The 12994-nt window shown below is 69.9% G+C and carries 11 protein-coding genes and 1 pseudogene; 9 read left to right on the top strand and 3 right to left on the bottom strand.

The genetic code is table 11. The features are described from left to right. Window positions 1-151: 151 nt before the first annotated feature. A pseudogene (locus tag ACWC91_RS00570) lies at window positions 152-1060 on the top strand (MMPL family transporter); the annotation flags it as partial. A gap of 36 nt (window positions 1061-1096) precedes the next feature. Continuing rightward, on the top strand, window positions 1097-1840 hold the full coding sequence (locus ACWC91_RS00565; RefSeq protein ID WP_450640790.1) for a rhomboid family intramembrane serine protease: 744 nt from the start codon (window positions 1097-1099) through the stop codon (window positions 1838-1840). Window positions 1841-2018: 178 nt separating this feature from the next. On the opposite strand, the gene ACWC91_RS00560 is transcribed toward ACWC91_RS00565, so the two are convergent. After that, window positions 2019-3527, bottom strand: coding sequence for an FAD-dependent monooxygenase (locus ACWC91_RS00560; RefSeq protein WP_450640788.1), 1509 nt, complete (start codon window positions 3525-3527; stop codon window positions 2019-2021). Between the two features lie 81 nt (window positions 3528-3608). Between ACWC91_RS00560 and ACWC91_RS00555 the strand changes: the two genes are divergently transcribed. From ACWC91_RS00555 to ACWC91_RS00540, 4 genes are all read left to right on the top strand, one after another. Further along, entirely contained in the window at window positions 3609-4256 is a 648-nt protein-coding gene (locus tag ACWC91_RS00555; RefSeq protein WP_450640787.1) for a TetR/AcrR family transcriptional regulator, read from the top strand. Between the two features lie 210 nt (window positions 4257-4466). Then, window positions 4467-4853: a VOC family protein gene (locus ACWC91_RS00550; RefSeq protein WP_225075568.1), complete on the top strand. Its 387-nt coding sequence runs from the start codon at window positions 4467-4469 to the stop codon at window positions 4851-4853. Between the two features lie 14 nt (window positions 4854-4867). After that, on the top strand, window positions 4868-5002 hold the full coding sequence (locus ACWC91_RS00545; RefSeq protein WP_450640785.1) for a hypothetical protein: 135 nt from the start codon (window positions 4868-4870) through the stop codon (window positions 5000-5002). Between the two features lie 135 nt (window positions 5003-5137). After that, window positions 5138-6265, top strand: coding sequence for an acyltransferase family protein (locus ACWC91_RS00540; RefSeq protein WP_225075569.1), 1128 nt, complete (start codon window positions 5138-5140; stop codon window positions 6263-6265). Window positions 6266-6327: 62 nt separating this feature from the next. Here the strand turns inward: ACWC91_RS00540 and ACWC91_RS00535 are convergent, their stop codons facing one another. After that, entirely contained in the window at window positions 6328-7431 is a 1104-nt protein-coding gene (locus ACWC91_RS00535) for a hypothetical protein (RefSeq protein WP_450640815.1), read from the bottom strand. Between the two features lie 202 nt (window positions 7432-7633). Here ACWC91_RS00535 and ACWC91_RS00530 point away from each other — a divergent pair, with 202 nt between their 5' ends. Further along, window positions 7634-8182: a SigE family RNA polymerase sigma factor gene (locus ACWC91_RS00530; protein WP_225075570.1), complete on the top strand. Its 549-nt coding sequence runs from the start codon at window positions 7634-7636 to the stop codon at window positions 8180-8182. Beyond that, complete coding sequence (locus tag ACWC91_RS00525) at window positions 8179-9123, top strand: hypothetical protein (protein WP_376504956.1); 945 nt, start codon at window positions 8179-8181, stop codon at window positions 9121-9123. The genes ACWC91_RS00530 and ACWC91_RS00525 overlap by 4 nt, the downstream gene beginning before the upstream one ends. Before the next feature lie 244 nt (window positions 9124-9367). Here ACWC91_RS00525 and ACWC91_RS00520 read toward each other — a convergent pair whose 3' ends face one another. Continuing rightward, complete coding sequence (locus tag ACWC91_RS00520; RefSeq protein WP_450640783.1) at window positions 9368-10951, bottom strand: FMN-binding glutamate synthase family protein; 1584 nt, start codon at window positions 10949-10951, stop codon at window positions 9368-9370. A 549-nt stretch (window positions 10952-11500) separates the two neighbouring features. Between ACWC91_RS00520 and ACWC91_RS00515 the strand changes: the two genes are divergently transcribed. Continuing rightward, entirely contained in the window at window positions 11501-12742 is a 1242-nt protein-coding gene (locus ACWC91_RS00515) for a S53 family peptidase (protein WP_348638489.1), read from the top strand. Window positions 12743-12994 lie beyond the last annotated feature (252 nt).

Below are 12994 nucleotides of genomic sequence, written 5' to 3'. Positions count from 1 at the left end.
GTCTCAGCGGCGTACCGCGCGGGCCTCCGTGCCGATCAACGGGGCCAGGTACCGCGCCAGGGCCGCCTTCACCTCGACCGTGTAGGTGGCACTTTCGGGCTCCTGGTGGCTCATACAGGAGCCGGGGCCGGCCGAGGCGGCCCGGGCCGGCGGCGACGCGGCCTGCATCACGGTGCTCCGCGAGGGAGCGGCGGGCGACGCGGCGGGCGACGCGGCCGGCCAGGACCTGGTGCGCGCGGTGCGCACGGAACCGGCCTCCTTCCCGACGTCGGTCGCCGGGTCGGGTGCGGCGCTGGTGGACTCCAAGGCGGTCATCGCGGACCGGCTCCCGTGGGCCCTCGGCATGATCGCGGCCGTGACTCTGGTACTCGTCTTCCTGCTCACCGGAAGTCTCCTGGTCCCGGTGCAGGCGGTGGTGCTCGACGCGCTGAGCCTGACGGCCATGTACGGCGCCGTCGTCTGGGTGTTCCAGGACGGGAACCTCTCCGGCCTGCTCGGCTTCACCAGCACCGGAGACATCGAGACGACACTGCCCGTGCTGATGTTCTGTGTCGCCTTCGGGCTGTCGACGGATTACGGCGTCTTCCTGCTCTCGCGCGTCAAAGAGGAGTACGACCGCACGGGCGACCACCGGAACGCGGTGGCCTTCGGGTTGCAGCGCACGGGCGGGCTCATCACCGCCGCGGCGGCGATCCTCACGGTCGTCATGGTCGCGATCGGCGCCTCGCGCGTCACCAACACCAAGATGCTCGGTCTGGGATCGCCCTGGCCGTGCTCATGGACGCGATGGTGGTCCGCAGCCTGCTCGTTCCCGCGGTGATGCGGCTGACCGGCCCGGGCCACCTGGTGGGCGCCCGGGCCGCTGCGCAGGCTGCGCGCACGGATCGGCCTGAGCGAGGAGGGAACATCCGGCGGTGTACTGGCCGCCGAGCATCCAAGGACGGTCGTCCCCTCCGGGGCGGAGTGGCCCTCGACGGACGATCCCGTCCCGTTCCCCGCGCACATGTTCTCCCCCTCCCCGCGCACACCCGCCGCCGGGAATACTGGAAGTCCGTGGTGACGCGGACACGGATCCGCAGGGGGAGGGGTGCGTGCCATGGGCAGGCCGAATCAGGAGCGGGCAGGGGCGGGGGCCGGGCCGATGGGTCCGGAGCAGATGATCGCGGAGGCGCGGAAGGCGTTCTTCACGATGTTCGGGTTCCTCGCGGTGGTCTGGCTGGTGCAACTGGCCAACTACACCGGCGGCTACGCCCTCTCACGGCAGTTCGGGGTGGCGTCCGGCGACCTCGGCACGCTGCCCGACATCCTCACCGCGCCTTTCCTGCACTGGAGTTGGGCGCACATCGAAAGCAACTCCGGCCCGCTGTTCATCTTCGGCTTCCTCGCCGCCTACCGGGGTGTGGCCCGCTTCCTGGGACTGAGCCTGCTCGTCGCGGTGACGAGCGGGCTCACCGTCTGGTTCTTCGAACGGGGCGGCGTGGAGACCGTGGGCGCCAGCGGCCTGATCTTCGGGTACTTCGGCTACGTCGTGGTCCGCGGCCTCTTCGACCGGCACCTGATCGACACGCTGATCGGCATCGTCATGGCGGCGTCCTTCGCCTACATGCTCACCGTCGCCGTTCCCGGGACATCGGGGGTGAGCTGGCTCGGACACCTCGGAGGCCTGATCGGCGGCCTGGCCGGAGCCTGGCTCTTCCGGGACCGGCGCGCACGGCCCACCGGAGCCGGCCGCCCCGACGGCGGCACCGGGACGACGACCACCCGTGGCGACCTCCCGGTGCGAGTCGACAACCCGCGAGCCGACCTGCACAAGGAACTGGGCGACCTGGGGCTCCTCTAGTGCTGCGACCGGTGAGGTTTGCCGGGAAGCGCGCGGCGTCCGGTGCTGGGGGTACCTCCCGCGCCGTTCAGGCCGTAGGGGAGCATCGCAAGGTGGATGGATGTACTCGGGTGATGCGACAACGCGGCGAGGTGCCGTGCCGGGCATCGCGAGCCGGTGAACCTCTCCGGTCGCAGCACTAGCTCTTCGCCAGGCCGCCGGCGATGGCCGCGAGCAGCGCGTCGCCGTGGTCGTCGGAGCTGTCCGCGGCCCAGCAGACGTAGCCGTCGGGACGGATGAGCAGGGCGGCGGCGCCCAGATCGTCGGTGCATGCGGCGCGGACCAGGTCGACTCGCGGCGGGAGCCGGAGGCCGGCCGGGACGGCTCCGGCCAGGTCGAGCAGGACGGCGTGCCCCGACGCGAACAGCGCCGACAGCCGGGTGGGGCCCGCTTCGGTGACCAGGTCGGCGTCCGGCACACGCTGTCCGGTGAGCGGATGATCGCCGGACAGCGGGTAGCGCAGCGAGAGGCCGGACATCAGCCCCGCGAGGTGGCGGTTGGTGTCGGGCAGGCGCAGCAGGTCGACGAAGATGTCGCGCAGGGCGGCCACGTCCTCGCTCGGCCTCGGATCCGCCAGGACGCGCTGCGCCGACGTGTGGTGCAGGACCTGGGCTCCGACGGGGTGCCGTTCGGTGTGGTAGCTGTCCAGGAGGCCGCTCGGCGCCCGGCCCTGGACGGCCGCGGCCAGTTTCCAGCCGAGGTTGAACGCGTCCTGGACACCGAGGTTGAGACCCTGACCGCCGAGCGGCGGGTGGATGTGCGCCGCGTCGCCCGCGAACAGGACGCGACCCGACCGGTACTGCTCCAGTTGCCGGGTGGCGTCGCTGAACCGCGAGGAGTTGTCCACGGCGCCGAGGACGGTCTCCTGCCCGTACACGGCCTGGAGCGCGGCGGCGATCGCCTCGTGGGCGACGGGGGTGTCGCCGTCGACGTCCGCGTCGGCGCCCGACCGGTCCGTGCGCCCGAAGGTCAACCCGTACCGGTCGCCGTCGAGAGGGACCAGCATGGCCCAGTAACCCCCCGCGCTTCGGGTCATGGTGCTGATGTGTCCGATCTGCCGCGGCACCAGCGACGACACGGCGGACAGACGGATGTCGGCCAGCACCGCCTGGTGGGTCCCGGACCTGCCGGGAAACGGCAGCCCCAGCAGTTTCCGCACCGTACTGTGCCCGCCGTCGCACGCCGCCAGGTAGCGTGCCCGCACCCGCAGACCGTCCGCTGTCACCACCACCCCGTCGTCGCCCGCCTCGACCCCTGAGACGGCCGTGCCGCGCAGAACCCGCGCACCGGCAGCGAGCGCCCGCTCTTCGAGAACCTCCTCGACCTCCCACTGGGGAACCGCGATCGGAAAAGGGTGCCTGGTCCGCCAGGGGGTGCAGTCCAGGGGCACGGGCAGGGCGGCGAAGTGCCCGCCGACCGGCTCACGGGACGCGGCCCTGTGCAGCAACGGTTCCAGCAGCCCGCGCGACTCCAGCAACTCGGCGGTACGGGGCTGGATCCCGCCGCCCTTGATGTGTTCGCCACGCCGGGACAGCTTCTCCAGGACCAGGGTCTCGACCCCTGCCAGCGTCAGTTCGCACGCCAGCGTCAGCCCGGTCGGACCGGCGCCCACGACGACGACCTCGGTCTCGGTCTCGGTCTCGTCCAACACTCTTGCTCCTCCCATTCCTTCTCTCGGAGTAAATGTATACCAGGTGCAGAAATATCCTCGGGGAAGTGAGCGGCTAGGATGGGCGCCGTGGACGGCAAGCCAGGACTGCGCGAACGGAAGAAGCAACGGACCCGCGCGGCGATCTCCGACGCGGCGATCGCGCTGTTCCTCGAACACGGCTTCAACCAGGTCTCGGTGGCTCAGGTGGCCGAGGCGGCCGAGGTCTCCAAACGCACGCTCTTCGCCTACTTCCCCACCAAGGAAGACCTCGTGGTGCACCGCCTCGCCGACCACGAGACCGAGGCCGCACGCGTCGTACGGGCCCGCCCACCCCGCACCACCCCGCTGACCGCACTGCGCGATCACTTCCTCAAGGGGCTGCACGACCGGGACCCGATCACCGGACTCAACGACCATCCCCAGGTCCTGCGCCTCACCCGCATGATCCTGGACGCGCCCTCACTGGTGGCCCGGATGGATCAGTTCCACACCGGCGCCGAACGCGCACTGGCCCAGGCGCTGGAGGAGACGGCGGACACCCCCGAACTCACGGCGAGGTTGGCCGCCACCCAGATCGTCGCGGTCCAGGGCCTGCTGGCCCAGGACAACGCCTCCCGCCTGGCCCACGGAGAACCGGCCGACGCGCGCCACGCGGGCGCGGTGGCGGACGCGGAACGGGCGTTCGCGCTGCTGGAGAACGGATTGCGGCGACTCTGGGGCCAGTGACCCTGTGGAAGCGCGGAGTCACGACTGGTCGCGTCATGTTCCCGCCCGCCCCCGGACCGGGTGACGAATCCGGTGACGACTCGGGCGACACGGATCCGGCTACCGTCCGCGGACCGCCCCGGCTAGGGTCGGAATTACGGCACCGCGTGCCGGACATCGGTTTGGTGGGGCACGGAGGCGCCGGCCAGAGGTGCCGCAGGGAGGCACACCATGAACGTGGAGCTGAACCACACCATCGTCCACGCCCGGAACAAGCAGGAGTCCGCCGAGTTCCTCGCGGGCATCCTGGGCCTGGAGGTCGGTGAGCCCTGGGGCCCGTTCGTTCCCGTCTCCACCGGCAACGGCGTCACCCTCGACTACATGGCCGACCCGGAGGGACCGATCGCCTCCCAGCACTACGCCTTCCTCGTCTCCGACGAGGACTTCGACGCGGCGTTCGACCGAATCCTGCAGTCCCACGTGACGTACTACGCCGACCCGTACCTGGAACACCCCGGCGAGATCAACCACCGCGACGGCGGCCGCGGCCTGTACTTCCAGGACCCGGTGGGCCACGCGATGGAGATCCTCACCCGCCCGTACGGCAGCGGCGACTGAGCACGACCACGGGGGTGGACATCTCCGAGAAGGGCGGCACGCTCGACGCCCACTTCGGGCCGCCGTACTCCCCGGATCTCTACGACCGGGACGGCAGTGTGGCAGGGACGCCGCCGGGGGGTGCGCCGGAGCTCCCGATGTACATGTGAAGTTCACCGTATGAACCGGAACCGGCAACGAAGCCCTTCTCGGAGATCGTCACGGTGTGCCCGGCCCCGTCGAGTCGAGCACCGGTACGGCGGCCTGTTCCCCTGCCGAGCCGCTGCCAGGAGCCCACCGCCGCGATGGACACACCACTCCCGAGACCCGCCACCGCCGTCTCCACCGACCGCGCCGGCGGGCCGGACCGGGCCAGGAATCCGTGGTGGGACAACACCCGGTTCCTCTCCGCCATGCTGATCGTGATCCTGCACACCGTCGGCAGCATCATGGCGCGAGAAGACGTACTGCACTCCTTCCACATCGCCAGCTGGGCCTTCCGGGTGCCCGCCTTCGTCATGCTGGCCGGTGTGTTCAGCAACGCGGGGCCGCTCGGCCCCCGTTCCCTGCGCACCCTGCTGCAGAGCATCGTGCTGCCCGCCCTCGCGTTCAGCTTGCTCTACTCGCTGGAGAAGTACTGGCTGGGCAACGAGTTCGTCGTGTACGTCGTCCAACTGCCGTGGACCCTGTGGTTCCTGATGTCCCTCTTCTTCTGGCGGCTGCTGCTGCCGTTGGTGGTCCAGCTGCGTCACCCACTGCTCGTCACCACCGTCATCGCCCTCGCCGTGGGGTACATCGAGGAGTTCGGGCTGGAGTTCTCGGCGAGCCGCACGCTCGTCTACCTTCCGCTGTTCTACCTCGGCTGGCGGATCGGCCAGGGCTTCCTGAACTCCTGGTTCACCAGCCGCTGGAGCCTGTTCGCGGCGGCCGCCGGGGTCCTCGCCTCCTGCGTCGTGGGCTGGCTGTGGCACCGGGACATCAAGGGCAACTGGCTCTCCATGCGCCACCCTTACTCGGCCGCCGACCCCCTGAGCCTGGAATGGGCCTGGATCATCCGGCTGCTGGTGCTGGCCTCGGCCGCGGCCCTGGTGCTCTGCCTGCTGCGGCTGATGCCCCGGCGGCGGCTGCCGCTGATCACCACGCTGGGCGCCGGCGGGTTCACGATCTACCTCCTGCACCCGCTGGTCATCCTGCCGGTCCGGGAACAGGGCTGGATATCACGGGTGAACACCCCGGCCGAGATCGCCGGCCTGGTGCTCTGCGCGATCCTGCTGACCATGGTGCTCGGCTCCCCACCGGTACGCGCCCTGGTCCGCCCGCTGACCCGGCCCTCCACCGGCTGGCTCTTCGCCCCCACCACACCCGGGTCACAGCGACCGGAACGGGCACCTGCCCACGTACCACCCGTACCGGGACCCGTACGCACCCCGTAGCCCCCCGCGGCGGGCTCTTCGTCACCCCCCGCGAGCGGCCCCGATCCCCCTCCGACCGCCACTCACGACCGAGTGGCGGTCCCGCACTCCGCATCGCCGGCCGCCCGCATACGCGCCTCCAACGACGTGCTCCGGTCGTACGGGTCGACCTCGGGGCCGTCTCCCGGGCGCGTGGCCGCACGCTCCGCGCCGAACGTGGGGGTCAGGTAGCCGGTGAAGGTGTCGCAGCCACCGTTGGTGATGTTCATCTTGTAGGAGACGAGGGAGAACGTACCCGGCTCGACGACGACCTTGGCCGGGTCGTCCCAGCTCATCACGACCTCGCGGCGCACGATGGTGCGCGCGACTTCGTCGATTCCCGCTCCGGCGGGTGCGACCGGGTACACGTACGTGACATCGGCGGTCACCTCGACCGCACCGCGCTCACCTTCCCGGTACGTGATCCGTCCTCGTGTCTTGACGACGTCCCCGACAAGCCGGACCTCCGTCCTGTCGAACCGGCTGAACAGCAGCAGAGGATCGTTCTCCGGGCTGGGCGCGCGGAACGCGGTCGCCAGGAAGTCCTGGACGTCCCGCTGATGAGGATTGATCACCGCGATCGCCTTCCTCGGCCGCTCCCCGCGCAGCACTCCAGGATCCAGACTGGACGCGGCGAGGAAGCCTCGGGTCTTCTCGAGCGCCCGCGCGACCTGGCCCTTGCTCATCCAGCCGGTCGCCCGTGCCTCAGGCATGCCGATCCCAGCCGTACCGTCGCTCCACCGCGCCGCGGGGGATCCCCCGAACGGCTGCTCCATGGTCGGTGGTTGGGCTGCCGCCTCGGTCGGCGGCGGTTGATCCGGACGTTGCGACTCCGCGGCGAGCGGCGCACTCTCACCGCCTCCGTCTCCGCCTCCGAACCATCCAGCCACTCGCCCCGGATCCAGCGCCACGACCACCAGGGCGGCCGCAACCAGCAGACCGACCGCGTACCAGACCTTGCTTCCCTGCCGCCGGGCCGGTCGGTGACTCCGCCACGGCTCCGGTCGGCCGGTGTCCTCCCGCAGCCGCCGCGTCACCATCCGGGCCCGCGCCGACGGCTCCTCGGGCGCGCCCTTGGTCCCCGCCCCGGCTTCACGAAGGAAGCGCTCCCACTCCTCGTCCGGTATGGACTCCCCACCCTTGCCCACGACGGGCCCTCGCTTCTTCTCACGCACCCGGCCCCACCCAGGACGGGTCACCCTTCGTGCATCATCACACGGCTCGACCACTTGACAGTCCGGTCCCGGCCGCCGCTCGTCAGCGGCCCCGCTCACCTGACGGAGAAGGCATCGGATCCCGGGCAACCGAATCCGGCGAAACTGTGGTCTGGAGGGCGAGGGAGGGTGCTTGATGCAGGCCAAACAGGAGGCCGAGTTCCAAGAATTCGTGAGAGCGCGGTGGTCCCATCTCGTACGGACCGCGTATCTGCTCACGGGCGACGTGCACCACGCCGAAGACCTGACGCAGACGGCGCTGGCCAAGGCGTACCGCTCATGGCGGCGCGTTTCGCGCAGCGACCGTCCGGAGGCGTACGTCCGGCGGATACTGGTCAGCTGCAACAGCGACCGCTTCCGCAAGCGGCGGGTCACGGAGGCTCTCACCGCGGCGCCGCCGGAGGCGGCCGGCCGGGACGAGGCCGTCTCGTGGGCCGATGAGCGCAGCGCCCTGCTCGCGGCGTTGGCCGGACTGCCGCCGAAGCAGCGGGCGGTGATCGTCATGCGCTACTGGGAGGACCTGCCCGAGGCCGAGGTCGCCGAGATCCTCGGCTGCTCGCCCGGCACGGTCAAGAGCCAGGCGTCCAAGGCGCTGGCGAAATTGCGTGCGCATCCGGGGCTCGCACAGGTCGTGGACGAACCAGTCCGCAGCCGAGTGTCGTCCGGGCAGGGAGCCGGCAGGTGAACGAGGAGAAGAAGCGGCAGGGAATGGGAACAGGCGGGGACTTCGAGGAACAACTGCGCGCGCTGCTCGCCGAGGACGCGAACACCGTCCGGCCCGCTCCGGTGCCGTATCCGGCGATCCGCCGCCGGGGCACGGTCGAGCGGCGACGCCGGGTGGCGGCGGCCGGGGCGGTCGTGGTGACGCTGGCGGCGATGCCCGTGGGCGCGTACGCGCTGACCGAGGGGAATGCGGGCGGGAACACGGTGGCATCGACACCGCCGGTCAGCACCACACCGCGGACGCCGGCGAAACCGACGCCGTCCGCGTCGCCTGCGGGGCCCGCGCGGCCGGCCACGGAGGGCCAGCTCCTCGACGGGATCACCTTCGGGCAGGCCGCCGACGGGCTGAAGAAGTGCCTCGCAGACGACCGGTCGCGCACAGCCGACCCGTCCGGCTTCCGCATGGACCTGGGCGCGGCCGAGGACTACCGGATCATCCTGGCGATGAACAGCACCGGCGACTCCAACGCGCCCGGCGACGGCATGTACGTGGTCGCGGTGAAGGAGCAACCGAAACCGGCCCGGCTGATCTGTAACGTGAAGGACGGCCAGAAAAGCGGCATCAACGCCAGCGTAGGCTCCGACGACGTGCCGGGCGCCGGCCCCGTGATGGCCGACATCAACGGAGGCAAGCTCTACCAGCAGTCGTTCCTCGACCGTGGCCACTGGAAGCTGCCGTTCCAGTGGGGTGTCATCGGCACCGTCAGGCCGTCGGTGGCCCGGGTGACCGTCTCCTACGGCGGCGCCACCAGCCAGGCCGTCCTGGACCACGGCTGGTTCGTCGCCAACGGCGTCCTGAACCAGCAGGTCACCATGGCCCCGCGCATCAAGGGCTATGACGCAGGCGGCAAGCTGGTCTACGACTCCGACAAGGACAAGAACCACGAGAAGCGGCTGCCGTAGCGCCATGCGGCCGGGGGCGCCTCACAGGGGAAGGCGCCCCCGGGTCCCGGGCAGAGGTGCGGCATGAGGGCCTTTCCGGTCGCCCGTGCGGACGTGGCAATCCGCACCGGGCCGGAAGGCCCTCACCCACTTCTGTGGACACAACCTCCGGGCGACAGTGCTCCGCTCGGCCAGGTCCCACAGCGCAACGGGACGTCCCCAGCCCGCTCGGCCCGGCACAGCCCCCGATCCGCCTGCAGGCCCGTCAGACAGCGAAACGGTCGGGATCAGCGGCCTTCCAGTCGGCCGCCCAGGACTCGGGCGGCTCGATCAGCAACTGGCCAGGGGTCAGCCAGTCGTAGAGCTCCGAGTAGGAGCGGACGGTGACCGGGTCCACGCGCCGACGCAGCATGTTCGGGCGCAGTTCGGCGGGTTCACTCACGCCCAGCGAGGCGATGATCTGCAGTGCGCTGTTCACCGTGGCGGACTGGAAGCGGTGGACCCGGGCCGACTTGTCGTCGACATCCAACGCGCGTGCGCGGCGCGGGTCCTGTGTGGCGACACCGGCGGGGCAGGTGTTGGTGTGGCAGCTCTGCGCCTGGATGCATCCGATCGCGAACATCATGGCGCGTGCCGCGTTGGTGAAGTCGGCGCCTTGCAGCATGCGCTTGACGATGTCGGCTCCGGTGGCCACCTTGCCGCTGGCGCCGATCTTGATCCGGTCCCGCAGGCCGGCGCCGACCAGGGCGTTGTGGACGGTGATCAGGCCCTCGGTGAGCGGACTGCCCAGGTGGTCGGCGAACTCCAGCGGCGCGGCTCCGGTGCCGCCCTCCGCTCCGTCGACGATGATGAAGTCCGGCGCGGTGCCTTCTTCGAGCATGGCCTTGCACACCGCCAGGAACTCCCGCCGGGAGCCCACGCACAGCTTGAAACCGACCGGCTTTCCACCGGACAGCTCGCGCATTTCGGCGATGAACCGGATCAGTTCCCGGGGCGTGTCGAAGACCTGGTGGTAAGGGGGCGAGATGACGGTCTTCCCCTCGGGAACCTCGCGCACCCGGGCTATCTCGGCGGTGACCTTCTCTCCGGGCAGCACCCCTCCGATACCGGGCTTGGCTCCCTGAGACAGCTTCAGTGAAATGCATTTCACGTTGTCGTGAGCGGCCTTCTCGGCGAACCGCGCGCGATCGAAACCGCCGTCCGCGGTGCGGCAACCGAAGTATCCGGTGCCGATTTCCCACACCAGGTCACCACCGTGGCGCAGATGGTACTCCGACATGCCGCCCTCGCCGGTGTCGTGAGCGAAGCCTCCGAGGGCGGCCCCCCGGTTCAGGGCGAGTACGGCGTTGGCGGACAGCGAGCCGAAGCTCATGGCCGAGACGTTGAGCAGGGCCATGTCGTAGGGCTTGGCGCAGTCCGGGCCGCCGATGCGGACACGGGGCTGCTCCGCCGGCACCGGGCGCGGCCTCATCGAAGATTCGAAGTATTCGTAGCCTTCGGCGTAGACGTTCCGCTCGGTGCCGAACGCGATCTCCGCTTCGGTCCCCTTGGCGCGCTGGTAGACAAGGCTGCGCACATCCCGGTCGTACGGACGGCCATCGAAATTGCGCTCAATGAAATACTGCTGCAATTCCGGCCGGATCGACTCCAGCATGAAGCGGATGTGCCCCAGTACCGGGTAATTACGGAGAACGGAATGACGCTTTTGGAGCAAGTCATGAGTGCCGACCCCGGCTATCCCCGCACACAACACGGCGACCAGCCACAACCAGGGCGAAACAGTCAACGCCGAGACGCCGAAGGAAATGGCGAGAGCCCCGATGAATACGATCACTGCAATTCTGATCATGCGGGGAACGTACAGCCCTCCCGGGCCGCATCACAATGTTCCAAGGCTGAGACGTCCGCCCCATGAGGTGCCGGCCGTCCGAACGGCTTCGTGTCCGCTGAGTGATTTAGCCGACATAGTGGACGCCAGGTCAGCCGTCACCGCCAGTGCGAGAGGCAGCCTCAACCCTTGAACGTCCAGCTGTCGTCCGGCTGCAGCTGCGCGAGAACGGGGGCGACTTGAGGGCCTCGATATGCCACCCGGGACGTACCTTGAGCGCTCGGCATGGCCACGCGGTCATGAATCGGACAACAGTGACAAGTTGCACATCAGTGAGAAGTCGCACAGGGGTAAGTGCTTGCTCTGCGAATGGCCTCGGGGTGGGATTGCGGCAACTGTCGAGTGGGGGTCTCACCTTGTAAGGGGATCATGCGCAGAGTTCGTGCGCGGCGCCGCGTCGCGGTCGCAGCGGCCGGGGTCACCGCCCTCGCCAATATCGCACTCATGTCACCCGTTTTCTCAGGTTCTGCGGTCGCCGCACCCGTGCAATCGGTCCAAGAAGTCAAAGCCGTGCCGGCAGTAGCCGGGCAGCAGTCGGAGAACACCGCCCGCGGCTTGCTGACCACCGAGCAGTGCCGGGCGAAGTGGCAGATCTCCTGTTACACCCCGACCCAGTACCGGCAGGCGTACAACCTGAACCCGCTGTACCGGGCTGGAGTCACCGGCAAGGGGCGCACGATCGTGATCGTGGATTCGTTCGGCTCGCCGACCATCCAGCACGACCTGGACGTCTACAGTGCCCGGTTCGGCATGAAGAGCACCCACGTCGACGTGGTCAAGTGGGGTACCGTCCCGCACTTCGACCCCGCCAACCCCGCTCACATCGACTGGGCCGGGGAGACCACCCTTGACGTGGAGATGGCGCATGCCGTCGCCCCGGACGCGCACATCGTCCTGGTGGAGACCGGGGCCAACCAGAACGGGGACGGCACCACCGGCCTGCGAGAGATGATGGACGCCGAGAAGTCGCTCATCGACCGTGGCGTGGGCGATGTGATCAGCCAGAGTTTCGGCGCGACGGAGAACACCTTCCCCGGCTTCCGCAGCGGTGACTTCTCCAGCATTCAGAACCTGCGGTATGCCTTCAAGGACGCGGCCAGGCACGGTGTGACCGTCCTCGCGGCCTCCGGCGACGGCGGAGCCACCAACACCACCGCGAGCGGCAAGGCCAACTACCCGTACAGGGTCAACGCCTGGCCGTCCTCCGACCCGCTGGCCGTCTCGGTCGGCGGCACCCAGTTGCACTTGGACGCCAAGGGCGACCGCATCGCGCCGGACAGTGTCTACAACGACGACGGCGCGAGCGGCGGCGGCCTGTCCCATGTCTTCGCCCGTCCCTCGTACCAGAACGGGGTCGAGCAGGTGGTCGGCGACCGCCGCGGCACCCCCGACGTTTCGATGTCCGCCGCGCTGAACGGCGGCGCATGGGTGTACTCCAGCTACGACCCGAAGCGGGTCGGCTGGGATGTCTACGTCGGCACCAGCGAGGCCAGCCCGCTCTTCGCGGGCATCGTGGCCCTGGCCGACCAGGTCGCCGGGCACCGGCTGGGTGACATCCACCAGGCGCTGTACTCGCTGTTCGCTCAGTCCTCGCGGAACCCGTCCACCGGGATCGTGGACGTGAAGGACGGCACGAACAACAGCTACGCGGGAGTCACCGGCCACACCGCTGTGAAGGGCTACGACATGGCGACCGGCGTCGGCACGATCGACGCGGCCCGCTTCGTCCCGGCCCTCGCCAAGGAGGGCTGAAAGCTCCCATCCCCGAGGGGAGGGCGCCTGCCGCAGACCGCCGGGCCCCGCGCCGGGACGGCGGGGACGGCGGCTCCTGCGGCTTCGGAATGCCGGCTGCGGCGCATCGCCCTGCCGGCCGTGGACGGGCTCCACCGCAGCTGGGCGTCGATCGCCCACGTCTGGCTGGAGGCTCGGGCGCCGGCGCTCCCGCCGACCGCGGTTGCCTCGCCGTCCACCGCCAGTCCGTACGCATGGACGGACGCCTGGAGA

This window comes from Streptomyces sp. NPDC001204 (assembly GCF_053598035.1).
Note: the sequence above shows the minus strand (reverse complement) of the source record. Positions and strands in the feature narration are given on the sequence as shown.

Bases quoted from the DNA above. Each gene is read 5' to 3' on its own strand.
- ACWC91_RS00565 (WP_450640790.1), top strand. From the start codon at position 1,097: ATGGGCAGGCCGAATCAGGAGCGGGCAGGGGCGGGGGCCGGGCCGATG.
- ACWC91_RS00555 (WP_450640787.1), top strand. From the start codon at position 3,609: ATGGGCGCCGTGGACGGCAAGCCAGGACTGCGCGAACGGAAGAAGCAA.
- ACWC91_RS00550 (WP_225075568.1), top strand. From the start codon at position 4,467: ATGAACGTGGAGCTGAACCACACCATCGTCCACGCCCGGAACAAGCAG.
- ACWC91_RS00540 (WP_225075569.1), top strand. From the start codon at position 5,138: ATGGACACACCACTCCCGAGACCCGCCACCGCCGTCTCCACCGACCGC.
- ACWC91_RS00530 (WP_225075570.1), top strand. From the start codon at position 7,634: ATGCAGGCCAAACAGGAGGCCGAGTTCCAAGAATTCGTGAGAGCGCGG.
- ACWC91_RS00520 (WP_450640783.1), bottom strand. From the start codon at position 10,951: ATGATCAGAATTGCAGTGATCGTATTCATCGGGGCTCTCGCCATTTCC.